Here is an 18,155-nt window from a genome sequence, read left to right as displayed (position 1 = left end):
TGTAATTTTTTAAATTGATTTTTTATATTACATTGATAATTATTGTTATGTATTTTATATTTGTTGCATGATAGCTGGATTACTAAAAAATATAATATAATATTTTATTAATACAATATATGTAGTATATTTTTTTATTAAGATATTGTACATCTCGGAGTTGATGTAATGAATAGAGAAATTTTGTCAGTAGTGGAATTGGTTTCTCGTGAAAAATCTTTGCCACGTGAAAAAATATTTGAAGCATTAGAACTTGCATTGAAAATAGCAACAAAAAAACAATATACTCATGATATTGATGTTAGAGTGAATATCGATCGAGACAATGGAAATGTGAATACTTATCGTAGATGGACTGTTGTGGGATGTGTTGTTCATAAAGAAAGAGAAATTTATTTAAGAGAAGCACGTATTAATAATCCAGCAGTACAAATTAGTGAATTTATAGAAAATAAAATTCAATCAATAAATTTTGATAGAATTTCTACTCAAGAAGCAAAAAAAATTATTATAAAAAAAGTACGAGAAGCAGAATGTTTAATGATTTCTAATAAATTTCATCAATATAAAGGTAAAATTATTCAAGGTACAATTAAAAAAATTAATCGCGATTTTATGATTTTAGATTTAGGAAATTATATTGATGGAATTATTCTAAGAAGGGATATGTTACCAAAAGAACAATTTATTGTTGGAGATCGTGTGCGTGGTGTATTATATGAAATACAGTCAACCTCTAATGGTATGCAATTGTTTCTTAGCCGTGCTCGGGCTGAAATGTTAGTGGAATTATTTCGTATTGAAGTACCAGAAATTACGCAAAAACTCGTTAAAATTCAGGTTGTTGCTAGGGATCCTGGTTTACGTGCTAAAGTCGCTGTTAAAACATATGATAAAAAAATAGATCCAGTTGGTGCTTGTGTTGGTATGCGTGGTGCACGCGTACAATCTGTATCTGAAGAAATGAGTGGAGAAAGAATAGATGTTATTTTATGGCATCATGATCCAGTACAGTTTGTAATAAATGCTATGTCTCCAATACGTGTTTCATCTGTAATTGTACATAATAATATACATGCAATGGATATTATAGTAAATGAAAAAAATTTAGCACAAGCAATTGGTAGAAATGGTCAAAATGTAAGATTAGTAGCTCAATTAAGTGGTTGGGAATTAAATATTATGGCAGCAAATGATGCAAGTGATAAGAATAAAATTAAAATTAATAAAATTCGTGCTCTTTTTAATAAATGTTTAAATGTAAATAGTAAAATTGTTAATATATTAATATATGCTGGTCTTTCATCTTTATCGGAATTAATATGTACTCCATATCATATATTAATTGGAATTAAAGGTATAAGTGCTCGTATTGCAAATACTGTTCAAGAGCAGTCAGATAATTATTTGACACATTTATTAATAATCAATAATTGTCATTCTTTTTTGTAGTATATTAGTAATTATATTTAAAAATATTTCATATAGGGAATTTTTTTTAACTGAAAGTTTTTATGATATTAACATAATTTATTTATATAATAAAATAATTTTGTTAATAATAATATCTTATCTTGTATTACTGTGATACAAATTTGATGTAAATTATAAGGAATAATATGATTAATATTACTTTACAATCTTTATCATATGAAATGAATATTACTATTGCTGAATTAATAAAAAATTTTTCTAATATTGGTATTAAAAAAGATAAAAATGATCGTGTAACATTACAAGAAAAAAAATTATTGTTACATTATTTATCTTCAAAAAATGAGTTATCACTAGGAATGGTACATAAAAAAAAATATACAGATAATGTTATTAATTGTCCAATTAATGTTAAAGAAAAAAATGCTTCTCCTGATATATTACGTACGATTAATATACATAAAAATATTATTGATAAAAAAATAGATGATAAAACATATTCTGCATCAGGTAATAAACTTCATGATACAAATAATAAGTTATTGAAGAAAAATAATTTACAAACAAGAAATATGAGTTCAATAACACAAAATAGCGATAAAAAAAATATTTTTATAAAAAAATCAGATACTCTGATTTCAAAGAAAAATGTAAGTTCAAAAAATACAATACATTACAAAAAGAATGCAGTTAATATTTTAAAAAAAAATAAAATTACCACATCAAATCGGTTAATGGTAAAAAAAATGTCTGCTGGACAAGATTTAAAAAAAATAGTTAATTTAAGTAAATTATCTGATGTTAATACTGTTGTTGAATATAATGTGAACCTTCGTAATAAAAAAGATCAAAGAAATAATAAAAATCGTATTATTAAAAATAGTAAAGATAAAAAATTTTTAAAAAAACATAAGTATCGTGTATTACATCAAGATTTTATTAAACCAAAAAAACATGTTGTTAAAAAAATTTTTATTAATCAAATGATTTCAATATTAGAATTATCAAAAAAGATGTCAATAAAAAGTACAGAATTAATTAAAAAAATCATGAGTATGGGTAATGTTGTTACAGAAAATCAAATTATTGATCAAGAAACAGCGCAATTAATCATTGAAGAAATGGGACATAAAGCAATTTTAAAAAAAAATAATAATGTAGAAGAAATAATTTTGCAAGAAACTGAAAGTTTAAATAGAAATTCTTTAAAAACAATTAGACCTCCTGTAGTTACAATTATGGGACATGTTGATCATGGTAAAACATCTTTATTAGACTATATTCGTTCTACTAAAATAGCAAGTCATGAAGCTGGTGGAATTACTCAACATATTGGTGCTTATTATGTAAAAACAAAAGGTGGACTCATTACTTTTTTAGATACACCAGGTCATGCTGCATTTACAGCAATGCGTGCTCGAGGTGTGCAAATTACTGATATTGTAGTTTTAGTTGTAGCAGGCGATGATGGAGTAAAACCACAAACTATAGAAGCTATTCAACATGCAAAATCTGCTGGAGTTCCAGTATTAGTTGCAATAAATAAAATTGATAAACCGGAAGCAAATCCTGAAAGAATTAAAAAAGAACTAATGAAATACGAAATTATGTCAGAAGAATTGGGTGGTGAAACAATTTTTGTTAATATTTCTGCTATTACTGGTCAAGGAATTGATGAATTATTACATGCAATATTATTACAATCTGAAATATTAGAACTTTCTGCTAGAACATCTGGTATGGCTAATGGTGTAGTAATTGAAGCTAGACTTGATAAAAAACGTGGTCCAATAACAACTGTATTAATTCGTGAAGGAAAATTAGAAAAAGGGGATAATATATTATGTGGTGTATATTACGGTAAAGTACGTGCAATGAAAGATTCGTTTGGAGTTGAAGTAAAATATGCTGGTCCATCTATTCCTATAGAAATACTTGGATTATCAGGTATACCAACTAGTGGAGATATTTTTTATACTGTTGAAAATGAAAAAAAAGCGCGTGAAATTGCATTATATAGAACAATTCAATTAAAAGAAAAAAAAATAGCGAATGTAAAAAAAATAGATGTACATGATATGTTTAAAAATTTAAATAAAAATGAATCTTCTATATTATATGTAATTTTAAAATCTGATGTAAAAGGATCATTAGAAGCTGTTACACACGTTATACAAAACTTATCTAATCAGCATATTTGCATTAAAATTATTAGTGCTAATGTTGGAAACATTACAGAAACTGATGTTGCATTTGCAGTAGCAACACATGCAATAATTATCGGATTTAATGTTGAACCAAATATATTAGCTAAACGTGCAATAAAAACAGAGAATATAGATGCTCGTTATTATTCTGTTATATATCATTTAATTGATGATATAAAGTTAATTGTTTCAGGTATGATGTCTCCTAAATATAAAATGATTATTATTGGATCAGCTGAAATTAGGGATATTTTTAAACCTACAAAATCTATTTTTGTTGCCGGTTGTATGGTAATTCATGGTATTATCAAAAGGAGTTGTCCTATTCGTATTTTAAGAAATAAAAATATAATTTATAAAGGTGAATTGGAATCTTTACGACGTTTTAAAGAAGATGTCAAAGAAGTGGGTGTTGGTAAAGAATGCGGTATTGGAATAAAAAATTATAATGACATTTGTATTGGAGATGTGATAGAATCATTCAATACAATAGAAATCAAGAACTGAAATTAAATTTAATATATTTATGATAGATATTAATAATATATGAAATTATTATATAAGAATTATCAAAAAAAATCTTATCGTTATATACGTATATCACAAGAGTTAAAGAAAGCGATATCAAATATTTTACAAAATCAGTTTAGAGATCCAAGAATAAGTTCTTTTATTACAGTTTCTATGGTAAAACTGTCTCGTGATTTATCATGTGCAAAAGTTTTTATTAGTTATATAGATAAGACTAATGTATTAAACAATAAAGTAAGTGTAGAAAATAAAAAAGATAATGTATTGTGTATTTTAAAAAAAGCTTCTGGTTATATTCGTAGTATATTATGTAAAATATTGCAGTTACGAAAAATCCCTATTCTTATTTTTTATAACGATGATTCTTTTGCTAAAGGTATGAAAATTACAAATTTACTCAAAACAATATAAATTTATTTTAATATTATATTTTCTATAATGTAAATTAAGTAGAATAATGTATAAAAATAATGTTAATGGTATGTTATTATTTGATAAACCAAAAGGTATATCATCAAATTACATACTTCAAAAAGTAAAAAAAATTTTTTGTGCTAAAAAAGCAGGTTATATTGGTACTCTAGATCCTTTAGCAACAGGATTATTACCTATTTGTTTTGGAGAAAGTACAAAATTTGTAGAACAAATAAATAATTCTAAAAAGTGTTATTATGTTGTTGCTAAATTGGGTGAGGTTACTGCAACTTACGATTCTCAAGGTGTAATATTAAATACTAAAAAAGTACAGTTTTCTTATTTAGATTTATATTCATCTTTACATATATTAAAAAAACGAATTGTTCAAATTGTACCAATTTACTCTGCGATAAAATATAGAGGTCGTGCATTATATAAGTACGCAAGAAAAAATATTTCTATTCCGAAAATTACACGTAATATTAGAATTTATAAATTACGTTGTATAGAATATAATAATACATTTATTACTTTAAAAATTACATGTTCTAAAGGTACATATGTTCGCAGATTAGTACATGATTTAGGAGTATTATTAAAATGTGGTGCTCATGTCATATCTTTGAGAAGATTGCGAGTAAGTTCTTATAAAATAACTCGTGCTATTACTTTACATCAATTGAATACTGTAGTTAAAAAATATCCTAGTAATATATCTCATCATATATTATTAAAATTTTTAATACCAGTACAAGCTTTATTCTTTACATTACCTGAAATGATTTGCTCAGACTATAATTCCATACATGATATAAAAAATAGAATATATTTTTTTAATAGCGATACTCCAAAATTTTTTAGAATTACTATACAAAACAATAATAAAATGTTTATCTTAGGAAAAATAAACCAAATCGGTCAGTTAATTTTATGTAAATTATTAAATATTTAATCAAAGATGAATTTTATAAAATGTATTATATCTTTAGGATGTGAAGAATTTATGAAAAAAAAAACAAAACTTATATTAGAGTATGGTATGGATGTAAAAAATACAGGTAAGTCAGAAGTGCAAATTGCTTTATTAAGTTATCATATTAATTATTTAAAAAAACATTTCGATATACATAAAAAAGATTTTTCAAGCAAACTCGGTTTATTAAAAATGGTTTCTAAAAGACGTAAATTATTAGATTATTTAAAAAATATTAGTATGATTCGATATAATAACATTATTGCAAAATTAGAATTACGACACTAAAAAATAATATATTATATACATAATTAAATAATAATTCATAAAAATATTTTTTATATCATAAAAAGGGCAGAAAAGCTCTTTTTATGTTATTTTCAACGTATTAACATAAAATAAGGATTTTATTGTGTTAAATGAAATTATTAAAAAATTTCAGTATGGTAAACATACTGTTACTTTATCAACAGGAATGATAGCCAGACAAGCAACTTCATCAGTTATGGTAACTATGGATGATACTACCGTTTTAGTAACTGTGGTAGGTAAAAAAAAAACTGATGTAAATCAAAAATTTTTTCCTTTAAATATAACATATCAAGAGCGTACATATGCTGCTGGCCGTATACCAGGAGGATTTTTTAGACGAGAAGGTAGACCAAGTGAAAATGAAATATTGACTGCACGATTAATTGATCGTCCAATTCGTCCTTTATTTCCGGTAGATTTTTTAAATGAAATACAAATCACTGCTACAGTAGTATCTGTAAATCCAAAAATTAATCCTGATATTGTAGCAATTATTGGAGCTTCGACAGCATTAAAATTATCCGGTATGCCTTTTTTAGGTCCAGTTGGTGCAGCAAGAGTTGGATATATTAATAATGAATATGTTTTAAATCCAACAACAGATGATATGAAACATACTAAGTTAGATTTAGTAGTATCTGGAACAAAGAATGCAATTTTAATGGTAGAAGCTGAAGCACATTTATTAAGTGAAAAACAGGTTTTACAGGCTATTATATTCGGTCATAAACAACAACAACAATTAATTGATAATATTTGTTTATTTGTTCAAGATGTTAATATTACACCATGGGATTATATTGAAAAAAATATTGAACAACATGAATTATTTAATTATATTACTCAATTTTGTAAATCGGATATTATTACAGCATATCAAGTTTTTAATAAAAAACAACGACATGAATCTTTAGATATTATTCGTAATACTGTAATACAAAAATTAATATCTGATGATGTTGATTTTTCAGAATCTGAAATAGAAAATATTTTATATAATATCGAAAGAAAGATTGTAAGAGATAAAATATTACATGAAGAAAATCGTATTGATGGACGGAAATGTAATGCAATTCGAGATTTAGATATTCGTATGGGAATTCTACCTCGAGTACATGGTTCTGCTTTATTTACGAGAGGGGAAACACAGTCTTTAGTTTCTGTAACTTTGGGTACTGCTAGAGATGCACAAAATTTAGATGAATTATTAGGAGACAGAATAGATAATTTTCTATTTCATTACAATTTTCCACCTTATTCTGTAGGAGAGATTGGTATTTTAGGATCTCCAAAAAGAAGAGAAATTGGTCATGGTAAATTAGCTAAACGAAGTATGTTAGCTGTTATGCCGAAAGTAGATGAATTTCCATATACTATTAGAATAGTTTCAGAAATAACTGAATCGAATGGTTCTTCATCAATGGCTTCAGTATGTGGAGCATCTTTAGCACTCATGGATGCTGGTATTCCAATAAAATCGGCTGTTGCTGGAATAGCAATGGGTTTAGTTAAAGATCAAGATAAATATGTAATTTTATCTGATATTTTAGGAGATGAAGATCATTTAGGAGATATGGATTTTAAAGTTGCCGGTACAGAAACAGGGATTACTGCTTTACAAATGGATATAAAAACAACTGGTATTACAAATGATATTTTAGAAGATGCCTTATATGAAGCAAAAAAAGCACGGTTATATATTTTAAAGACCATGAAAAAATCGATTAGTACTCCAAGAAGTAATATTTCTGAATTTGCTCCACGTATTCATACTATGAAAATTAATCCAGAGAAAATTAAAGATGTTATCGGTAAAGGTGGATCAATTATTCGTATGTTAACAGAAGAAACAGGTACTGTAATTGAAATTCAAGATAATGGGATAATTAAAATTTCTTCTACCGTTGCAGGTAAAGCTAAACATGCTATTAAACGAATTCGTGAAATTACTTCCGAAGTTAAAGCTGGACAAATATATCATGGAAAGGTTGTACGTATTACAGAATTTGGTGCTTTTGTATCTATTGGTTTTGGCAAGGAAGGTTTGGTACATATTTCACAAATAGCAAATCAGAGAGTAGAAAAAGTAACAGATTATTTATGTATTGAACAAAAAGTTTCAGTAAAGGTATTAGAAGTTGATCGACAAGGTAGATTAAGATTAAGTATAAAAGCTGTTAATACATCTTAACAGTACGATGAATTTTAATTATTCAAAATAAAGTTTTTATGAATTTTTTTATAAATTTTATTTTGGATTTGTTTTTTTGTAAATTATATAAAAAAATATATTTATATTCAATAATATAAATATATTATTACAACTTGACAAGGTATGTATAATACATGATTCAAAATAATAACTCGTTTTTACATTTTGGTTTAAATACTGCGCTTATCAAAGCATTAAAAAAAATGCAATATATTAAACCATCACCTATTCAACAGTTATGTATTCCTTATCTTTTAATGGGAAAAGATGTTTTAGGAATGGCGCAAACTGGAAGTGGAAAAACTGCTGCATTTGCACTTCCATTATTAAATAATATTCTTGTTCAGTTAAAGTGTCCGCAAATTTTAGTTTTAACACCTACTCGAGAATTAGCTATTCAAGTATCTAAATCATTTTCAGAATTTGCTCAGTATATGATGAATATTAAAGTATTAGCATTATATGGAGGACAAAGGTATGAAATACAGTTAAAAATATTAAAAACAGGTCCTCAAGTTATTGTTGGAACTCCAGGAAGATTACTGGATCATTTAAATCGGGGAACGTTAAATTTATCTAATTTACGATCTTTAGTTTTAGATGAAGCTGATGAAATGTTAAGAATGGGGTTTATAGAAGATGTTGAAAATATTATGTTAAAAATACCTAAAAAACATCAAACAGCATTATTTTCTGCAACTATGCCTCGGGCTATTAAAATGATTGCACAAAAGTTTATGGTTTTTCCAAAAGAAATCCAGATTCAATCTAATATTTTAACACAACCAAATATTAAACAAAGTTATTGGATTGTGTGTGGTAGAAAGACAGATGGTTTAATACGATTTCTGGAATCAGAAGATTTTTCTGCTACAATTATTTTTGTACGTACTAAAAGTGCTACTTTGGAGATTTCTGAAGCATTAGAACGCCATGGATATAATAGTGCAGCATTAAACGGAGATATGAATCAAAATATTCGAGAACAAACTTTAGAACGATTAAAAGATGGCAGGTTAGATATTTTAATTGCAACTGATGTTGCAGCAAGAGGATTAGATGTAGATAGAATTAGTTTAGTGATTAATTATGATATTCCTATGGATGCTGAATCATATATTCATAGAATTGGTCGTACAGGTCGTGCTGGTCGTATGGGTTGTGCTTTATTATTTGTTGAGTATCGTGAACGTAGACTATTAAAAAACATTGAACGTATTATTAAACAACCAATACGTAAAGTAGAATTACCTAATTCACAGTTATTAAGCCAATGTCGAATTAATAAATTTTATAAAAAATTGCTCATAGAATTAGAAAGTAAAGATTTAGATCAATATTGTGCATTATTAAAAAAAATTAATGAGAAAAATAAGTTTGATATAGATATCTTATCTGCTGCTTTATTAAAGATGGCACAAGGTGGACGTCCATTAATTGTTACAGAAAATCCTACTAATAATCGTAAAATTTTTTTAAAACAAAATATTAAAAAAAAATATAACAAAACAAAAATTTATCATACAAAATCTAGTATGTGTTTGTATCGTATTGATGTGGGTCATAATGATGGAGTTGAAGTAAGACATATTGTTGGTGCTATTGCTAATGAAGGACGAATTAGCAGTTATAATATTGGAAATGTAAAAATTTATCCTAAATATTCTACTTTAGAGTTATCACAGAATTTACCAAAAGATATTTTTAAGAATTTATCACATACGAGAATTCTGAATAAACCAATTAACATGATATTATATCATAATAAATAGTGTATAAAATATTTATATTATTTATATTAATTTTTTTAATATTTCTTATTTATGTCATATATAAACTATTTTTTAATTGTACTTTTTCAGTTTATATATATTTTATGCCACAATGTGGCATATTTTGTAGTTAATGCTGTATTGCAATAGCATCAATTTCGATTTTTGCATTTTTAGGTAAATTACTGACTTCAACACATGTTCTAGCCGGTAATCTTGCATTATGTGTTTGAAAAAAATCATTATAAATGACATTAATTTCATTCATTTCATTTAATTGAGTAACAAAAATAGTCATTTTTATAATATCATTAATTTGTAGGCCTGATTTTTGTATAATATTTTTTATATTTTGTAAAATTACCCTAGCTTGTTCAACAATATTATCTGATATAATTTGATTATTTTTATTAATTGCAATCTGTCCAGATGTCATTACAATATTATTTCTCTTAATACCCTGACTATATGGTCCAATTGGTTTAGGTGCTGATTTTGTATAAATAATATTATGCATTATATCTCCATAATTGGATTTTTATAAATATTTTATATGTTGGTTTGTTTTGTAGATATATAATCGATATTTTTCTTTAATGTCAGTATCATTAAAGCTTTAATAGTATGCAATTTATTTTCAGATTGATTAAAAATAATTTTTTTATGTGATTGAAATATTTCATTTGTAATTTCAATACCGTCAGGTAAGTTATATAATGTTGAGCATTTTTTTCCAATTATAGTATTTTGGTCATGTAAAGCTGGTAAACAATGCAAGACTTGAATATTATAATTTTTTGTATATGATAATAATTTTTGATTAATTTGATATTTTTTTAGTAAATTAATTTTTTTATCCCATTCATTTTTTTTATCGCCCATTGAAACCCATACATCGGTATAAATAAAATCAGCTTTTTTTACACCTTCTTTAATATTTTCAGTACATAGAAATTTTTTTTTGTTTGTTTTATACATTTTTTGTATTACATCAGATTTTGGCCAATATTCTTTAGGAGCTACTAAATGCAATTTAAAACCTATAATTAATGCTAATTCTAATAATGTATTAGCAATGTTATTTGAAGCATCACCTACATATGCTAGTGTTATTTCAGACACTGATTTATTAATAGTATTTTCTTTTATTGTTAATAAATCTGCTAATAATTGTGTTGGATGATATTTTTTCGTTAATGCATTCCAAATTGGTATTTTAGAATAATGTGATAATATTTTAATATTATTGTGGTGGATGCCTCGATATCCAATACCATTATATAATCTGTTCAAAACTTGCATTGTATCAGAGATAGATTCTTTGTAACCTAGATGTGTATTACCTGCACCAAGGTATGTAACTTGTGCACCTTGTTCAAAAGCAGCAACTTCAAATGAACATCTTGTTCGAGTAGATTCTTGTTCAAAAATTAAAGCAATTTTTTTATTTTTTAAATATTTTATTTCTTGTTTTTTATTACGTGCTTTTTTTATTACTTCTGCTAAGTTAATAATTTGATTAATTTCATGTTTTGTCAAATCTTTTATTTTTAAACAATGTTTTTTATATAAGTTATTCATACGTATTACATAATATCTATTAATCATTTAAATATTATATATTGATAATGTAATAATAATAATATTATTTATAATATATGTTTTTTAAAATTTAATGTATTTTATGTCTATTATATAATATTGTATTATTTTTATAATATTATATATATTATATTGTTTGAAAATATTTTTAATTTATTTTACAGTTTGACTTTATAAAAATTACTATATTTTAAATTTATTTCTATATAATAAATATAATATATATTTAATATGATTATTATAGTTATTGTAATATCATAATTTTAAAAAATAATTCAATACACGTTATATTATATATATATTTTAATAAAAATATGTTTAATTAAAATATTATATGAATACAAGAAGTATAAAATTTTTAGGTATAGTATATGTTCAAAATAAAACTTTTCAATTCATGACTATCATGTATTTTACTGTTATAAATATACGTAAAATATTTGTATTAAGTTTATTTATGAGATTTTAAAATATGAAACACAAATATAATCCAAAAGACATTGAAGAAATGTTATACAAATTTTGGGAAAAAAATGGGTATTTTTCTGCAAATACCAGCCTTACAAAAAAAAATTTCTGTATAATTATGCCGCCTCCAAATATTACAGGAAATTTACATATGGGTCATGCATTTCAACAAACTATTATGGATATTCTGATACGATATCATCGTATGCAAGGATACAATACTTTGTGGCAAATGGGCGTGGATCATGCAGGTATTGCAACACAAATTCTTGTATCAAAACAAATTAAATTACAGTATGGAAAAGATTTACAAGAATTTGGTCGTAGAAATTTTTTAAATCAATGTTTAAAATGGAAAAAAGAAAATGATTTTAATATAAATTATCAAATAAAACGATTAGGTAGTTCTGTTGATTGGAATAGAATAAGATTTACTTTAGATGATATTTCAAAACAAGGTGTTAAAAAAGCATTTATTAATTTGTATGATCATGGTTTAATTTATCGTAAAAAAAAATTATCTAATTGGGATATAAAATTACAGACAGTTTTATCTGATTTAGAAATAGAACATCGTTCTATATTAGGTAATATGTGGAATATTAAATATTTTTTAGTGGATAACTCAGGAAAAATTAATCGAAAAGAATATTTAATCATTTCTACAACGCGTCCAGAAACATTATTAGGAGATACTGCAATTGCAGTACATCCTGACGATATTAGGTATATAAATTTTGTTGGATTATTTGTAATGGTTCCAATTATTAATAGAATTATTCCTGTAATTAGTGATTCCTTTGTTGATATGAAAAAAGGTACAGGATGTGTGAAGATTACTCCAGCACATGATGTTAATGATTATGATGTTGCAATACGTAAAAAATTACCGTTGATTAACATTTTCACAACTGATGGTAAAATTTGTAACACCTGTAGTGTATATGATATAAATGGTTGCCATACTGAAATATATGATACAGAATTGCCTCAGAATTTAAAAGGATTAACACGTTTACAAGCAAGAAAAAAAATACTTAGTATATTACAGGATGAAAAAATATTAGATAGTATAATAAAAACTAATATTATTGTTTTATATGGCGATAGGAGTGGTTCGGAAATTGAATGTATGTTGACTGACCAATGGTATTTACGTACTAAAAAATTGTCTCAACAAGCTATAAAAGCAGTTCAAGATGGTCAAATTGTTTTTTTTCCAAAACAATATAAAAATTTATACTTGTCATGGATGAATAATATTCAAGATTGGTGTATTTCTCGTCAATTATGGTGGGGACATCGTATACCGGCGTGGTATGATAATTTAGGTAATATATATGTTGGATATGATGAACAGCATATACGGATGAAATATGTAATACCAAAAGATAGAATTATAACGCGTGAATTGGATGTATTAGATACATGGTTTTCATCTAGTTTATGGAGTTTTTTATCTTTAGATTGGCCAAAAAATAAAAAATTATTACAAAATTTTCATCCTACAAATGTTCTTGTAAGTGGTTTTGATATTATATTTTTTTGGATTGCTCGAATGATTATGATGACTATGCATTTGTTGAAAGACAAGTCTAGTAATCCTCAAATTCCTTTTAAAAATGTTTATATTACTGGTTTAATTAAAGATGAATTTGGACAAAAAATGTCTAAATCGAAAGGGAATGTGTTAGATCCACTTGATGTGATTGATGGAATTAGTTTAAAAAATTTATTAAAAAAACGTACTATAAATAGTACAAAAACAAGTGATTTAAAGAAAATATTAAATAATACTAATATGATGTTTCCAGAAGGAATTAAAGGATTTGGTGCTGATGCATTGCGTTTTACATTTTCTTCGTATTCATCAATAACTCGTAATATGAATTGGGATATTAATCAATTACAAGGATATAGAAATTTTTGTAATAAAATTTGGAATGCAGGTCGGTTTATTTTAATGAATATTAGAGTAAAAAATTTATCATATGAATCAGATAATAATTTTTTTGCATTTTTTGATGTATGGATACTATCTGAGTTAAATAATACAATACAATTATATCGGACAGAATTAGAGAATTATAGGTTTGATCTTTCTTCAAATGTATTATATAATTTTTTTTGGCATAAATTTTGTGATTGGTATTTAGAAATTTCTAAAGTGATATTCGAAATAGGAACAAGTCAGGAAATTCAAAGAACGAAATATGTATTAGTATATGTTTTTGAAATATTTTTGCGGATGGCACATCCAATGATTCCATTTATTACAGAATATATTTGGAAAAAAATAAAAAATTTATTATTTATAAAAGAAAATACTATTATGTTACAGCGTTTTCCTATTACTAATTTTGATATGATATGTAAGGATACTATGCATATTATGACATGTTTACAAAAAATTATTTTATTTGTTCGGAAAACTCGTATTACTTTTAATATTAATAATAATATTTTATTACATTTATTTATTTCAGGATTTAATATTACATTTAAAAAAGTGGTAGAATTAAATCATAAAATTATTAAAAAATTTACTTTTTTAGAAAAAATTGATTTTGTTAATATAAATTATCATATTCCAGATCATGCTGTTGTAGAAACGATTTATGATAATAAAATATTTTTTGTATTTGATGGTCAATTAAATAATCAAGTAATGTTACATTATAAAAAACAAAAAATAAATCAATTAAACAAAAAAATTTTCTCTTTAAATAAAATTTTATCTAATAAAGTATTTTTAGATAAAGCACCAAAAGATATAGTTAATGCAAAACAAGTGCTGTTAAAACAATTAATACAACATCGTGATGATACAATATAGAAATAATATCCTGATTTAATATTCTTGTATAATTCTAGATATTTATTTAGAATTTATTTTTTAAATGGAAAGATAGATGTTAATATTACACAATATTTCTTGTAAAAAAGATTTAAAATCTGTTTTTTTAAAAAGTCATGAACACCGTATTACATTATCGTTTTATAAATATTTTTATATAAATAATCCATATGAACTTAGAAATATAATATATAATGAGTTTTTAAAACTAAATATTTTTGGAAGAATATATGTTGCTAAAGAAGGAATTAATGCACAGATTAATATTTTAAAAAACAAAGTATATTTTTTAACAAGTTGTTTATATAATATAAATAAGAATTTACAAGATGTACATATTAATTACGCATTAAATCAAAAAAAATCCTTTTGGGTTTTACAAGTGAAAGTACGTAATAAAATTGTTGCTGATGGTTTATTAGATAATTTTTTTAATGATAAAAATATTGGAAAATATGTTGAAATTCATAATGTAAACAAAATGTTAAATCAAGCTAATACAATTTGTGTAGATATGCGTAATGATTATGAATATATCATTGGACATTTTCAAAATGCAATACATATACCTGGATCAACTTTTCGTGATCAATTAAAAATTATTGTTAATTTTTTAAAAAAATATCAAAATAAAAATATTGTTATGTATTGTACGGGTGGAATTCGTTGTGAAAAAGCTACTGCATGGTTAAAGTATAATAACTTTCAGAATGTATATCAGATAAAAGGTGGTATTTTAAATTATGTTAATGAATCTCGTAAGAATAATTTTTTAATAAAATTTCAGGGTAAAAATTTTGTTTTTGATTACAGAATGACTGAAAAAATATCTGAACATATTTTATCTAGATGTAAAAACTGTAACATTCATTGCGATATTTATATTAATTGTAGGAAACATACGTGTCACCGTTTATTTATTCAGTGTAGAGTTTGTCAAATAAAATATAATAGATATTGTTCTAAATTTTGTAAAATACATGATATTTTTATTGTAAAATGATTTAATATAATTTCATGTATTTTTAATATCATATATATAACATTTATTTTTAAGATTTATCAAAAAAATAATATTTTCTATTTTACAAGATAATAAGGTATATTAAAATATGAAAAAAATATTGGTTCATGATATATATAGAAATTGTAATTTAGTTAATCAATATATTACTCTTTCTGGTTGGATTCGTAATCGTCGGCATTCAAAATCTGGTATTTCATTTATTGATATTTATGATGGTTCGTGTGCGCATACTATACAAGGTATTATTAATAAAAATATATGTAATTATAAGTCCGAAGTATTAAAACTAACAAATGGTTGTTCAATATCTATTGAAGGTATGATTATATATTCAATTGGTAAATATCAGAAATATGAAATTCAAGTTCATAAAATTAAAATTATTGGATTAGTAGAGTCTCCACATAATTATCCAATTTCTTCCAAAAAACATACTTATGAATATTTAAGATTAATACCTCATCTTAGACCTCGTACTAATTTTATAGGAGTAATTACAAGAATTAGGAATGGTATGTTTAACGCTATTCATCGTTTTTTACAAAGTAAACATTATTGTTGGATTCCTACACCAATTATTACGACGTTAGATTCAGAAGGAGCAGGTTCTATGTTTCGAGTATCTGCAGAATTAAATGAACAATGTGATAATAAATTAAATCAGTCAAAATATTTAAAAAAAGATTTTTTTGGTAAGGAAACATTTTTAACAGTATCTGGTCAATTAACAGCAGAATCTTATGCTTGCGCTATGACTAAAGTATATACTTTTGGACCAACTTTTAGAGCCGAAAATTCTAATACTACACGTCATTTAGCTGAATTTTGGATGTTAGAAGTTGAAAGATCATTTTGTAATTTAGGAGATATAATACAATTATCATATGATATTATAAAATATGTTATTCAATATATTTTACAGAATAATATTTTAGATATAGAGTTTATTTATAGTAACATTGATAAAAATATTTTTCATAGGTTAGAAAATTTTTTACATTCTCCAATTATTCAAATTGAATATATAGATGCTATTAAAATTTTACTGAAATCTAAAAAAAAATTTCGATATAAAATTACTCATGGTACTGATTTATCTTCAGAACATGAAAAATACCTTGTTAATAATTATTTTCATTCTCCGGTTTTTATTAAAAATTATCCTAAAAATTTAAAAGCATTTTATATGAAATTAAATAAAGATTGTAATACTGTTGCTGCAATGGATTTTTTAGTTCCTAATGTAGGAGAAATTATTGGAGGATCAGAACGAGAAGATTGTCAAAAATTATTAGAAAAACGAATTTTAGAATTACATTTAAATAAAATAGATTATTCTTGGTATATTGATTTACGTCGTTATGGAAGTGTTCCTCACGCTGGTTTTGGGTTAGGTTTTGAAAGATTAATATCATATATTACTGGCGTACAAAATGTTAAAGATTTAATTCCATTTCCGCGTACTGTCAATCATGCATTATGCTAAAAATTTACTATTCAAATACTTTATTTTGATATATAATATCCTTATATTATTTTTTTATTATAATAATATTAAAAATAAATATCTTAATAAATATTTTTTAATATATATATATGAGATTATGGATATGATAAATATAAAAAATTTTATGATAATCATTTTTTTAATGTTATTATCAATTAATGTAGTAAGTGGATTAATAATTTACACAAATAATAAAACGCGTATTCAACTGAATACTTTTATAAATAAAAAAAATATGTTATATACTTTCCAAAGTAATAATATTAAAAATAGGCATTGTAATAATTTATTAAATTTGATAATATTTGGTATAAACTGTAATTTCCATATTTTTAATTATTTTACTATAGGATATCATGTTGAATATGATAAGTTTAAACTTAATAAACTAATAGATATTCTTAATAATATAAATCTAGTTTTTATAAATGTAAAAATAAATCGATTTTTCAGTTAGAATATGAAATGCATTATAATGTAAAGCACTTGAATTATTATCGGAATATCATTTTAAGCTAAATTTTACTGCCAGTATTATTTAGTATGCATGTATTTATGAATCATGTTTGTTAAATGAATTATGTTTATCAAAACATGATGATTTATCTAAAAAAGATAATAAGTATATTTAATACATGTAATACAGCAGTAAAATCGTATTATAATAAAATATAATTTTATACTTGAAAATAATTTCGAAATTGTAAACATTATACTGTGTACTTATTAACAGTAAATAATGTTTTAGAAGGTGGTATGACTCTCAAATTTTAAAATACGTAATATTTTGTTTTTCCTACTATTATGCATGTATTACATCATAATAGTAGTTATTA

12 protein-coding genes are annotated in these 18,155 nt (G+C 24.3%); 10 read left to right on the top strand and 2 right to left on the bottom strand.

What is annotated here, in order from left to right:
• Positions 1-168 precede the first annotated feature (168 nt).
• The 7 genes from nusA (at position 169) to AB4W50_RS01290 (ending at position 9,858) form a co-directional block, all read left to right on the top strand.
• On the top strand, positions 169-1,452 hold the full coding sequence (gene nusA / locus AB4W50_RS01320; RefSeq protein WP_367676983.1) for a transcription termination factor NusA: 1,284 nt from the start codon (positions 169-171) through the stop codon (positions 1,450-1,452).
• Between the two features lie 167 nt (positions 1,453-1,619).
• Entirely contained in the window at positions 1,620-4,148 is a 2,529-nt protein-coding gene (gene infB / locus AB4W50_RS01315; RefSeq protein ID WP_367676982.1) for a translation initiation factor IF-2, read from the top strand.
• A 39-nt stretch (positions 4,149-4,187) separates the two neighbouring features.
• Positions 4,188-4,583 carry a 30S ribosome-binding factor RbfA gene (rbfA, locus tag AB4W50_RS01310; protein ID WP_367676981.1) on the top strand — a complete coding sequence of 132 codons (396 nt, stop codon included), beginning with the start codon at positions 4,188-4,190 and terminating at the stop codon, positions 4,581-4,583.
• 46 nt (positions 4,584-4,629) lie between these two features.
• Positions 4,630-5,541, top strand: a complete 912-nt coding sequence (gene truB, locus AB4W50_RS01305; RefSeq protein ID WP_367676980.1) for a tRNA pseudouridine(55) synthase TruB — start codon at positions 4,630-4,632, stop codon at positions 5,539-5,541.
• 51 nt (positions 5,542-5,592) lie between these two features.
• Positions 5,593-5,850 carry a 30S ribosomal protein S15 gene (gene rpsO, locus AB4W50_RS01300; RefSeq protein ID WP_367676979.1) on the top strand — a complete coding sequence of 86 codons (258 nt, stop codon included), beginning with the start codon at positions 5,593-5,595 and terminating at the stop codon, positions 5,848-5,850.
• Between the two features lie 124 nt (positions 5,851-5,974).
• Complete coding sequence (pnp, locus tag AB4W50_RS01295; protein WP_367676978.1) at positions 5,975-8,065, top strand: polyribonucleotide nucleotidyltransferase; 2,091 nt, start codon at positions 5,975-5,977, stop codon at positions 8,063-8,065.
• 155 nt (positions 8,066-8,220) lie between these two features.
• Entirely contained in the window at positions 8,221-9,858 is a 1,638-nt protein-coding gene (locus AB4W50_RS01290; RefSeq protein WP_367676977.1) for a DEAD/DEAH box helicase, read from the top strand.
• Positions 9,859-9,988: 130 nt separating this feature from the next.
• On the opposite strand, the gene AB4W50_RS01285 is transcribed toward AB4W50_RS01290, so the two are convergent.
• Entirely contained in the window at positions 9,989-10,375 is a 387-nt protein-coding gene (locus AB4W50_RS01285; RefSeq protein WP_367676976.1) for a Rid family detoxifying hydrolase, read from the bottom strand.
• Positions 10,376-10,407: 32 nt separating this feature from the next.
• Positions 10,408-11,439 carry an ornithine carbamoyltransferase gene (argF, locus tag AB4W50_RS01280; RefSeq protein ID WP_367676975.1) on the bottom strand — a complete coding sequence of 344 codons (1,032 nt, stop codon included), beginning with the start codon at positions 11,437-11,439 and terminating at the stop codon, positions 10,408-10,410.
• A 493-nt stretch (positions 11,440-11,932) separates the two neighbouring features.
• On the opposite strand from argF, the gene AB4W50_RS01275 reads away from it, so the two are divergent.
• From AB4W50_RS01275 to asnS, 3 genes are all read left to right on the top strand, one after another.
• Positions 11,933-14,764 carry a valine--tRNA ligase gene (locus AB4W50_RS01275; RefSeq protein ID WP_367676974.1) on the top strand — a complete coding sequence of 944 codons (2,832 nt, stop codon included), beginning with the start codon at positions 11,933-11,935 and terminating at the stop codon, positions 14,762-14,764.
• A gap of 76 nt (positions 14,765-14,840) precedes the next feature.
• Entirely contained in the window at positions 14,841-15,788 is a 948-nt protein-coding gene (locus AB4W50_RS01270; RefSeq protein ID WP_367676973.1) for a rhodanese-related sulfurtransferase, read from the top strand.
• Positions 15,789-15,897: 109 nt separating this feature from the next.
• A complete protein-coding gene (gene asnS / locus AB4W50_RS01265) occupies positions 15,898-17,298 on the top strand; it encodes an asparagine--tRNA ligase (RefSeq protein ID WP_367676972.1) in 1,401 nt (466 codons plus the stop codon).
• Positions 17,299-18,155 lie beyond the last annotated feature (857 nt).

Origin of the sequence: Buchnera aphidicola (Takecallis arundicolens), from assembly GCF_964058945.1 — a bacterium.
Classification (GTDB): domain Bacteria; phylum Pseudomonadota; class Gammaproteobacteria; order Enterobacterales; family Enterobacteriaceae; genus Buchnera_L; species Buchnera_L aphidicola_AH.
The sequence above is the reverse complement of the archived record's forward strand: the minus strand, read 5'-3'. Positions and strand labels throughout refer to the sequence as shown.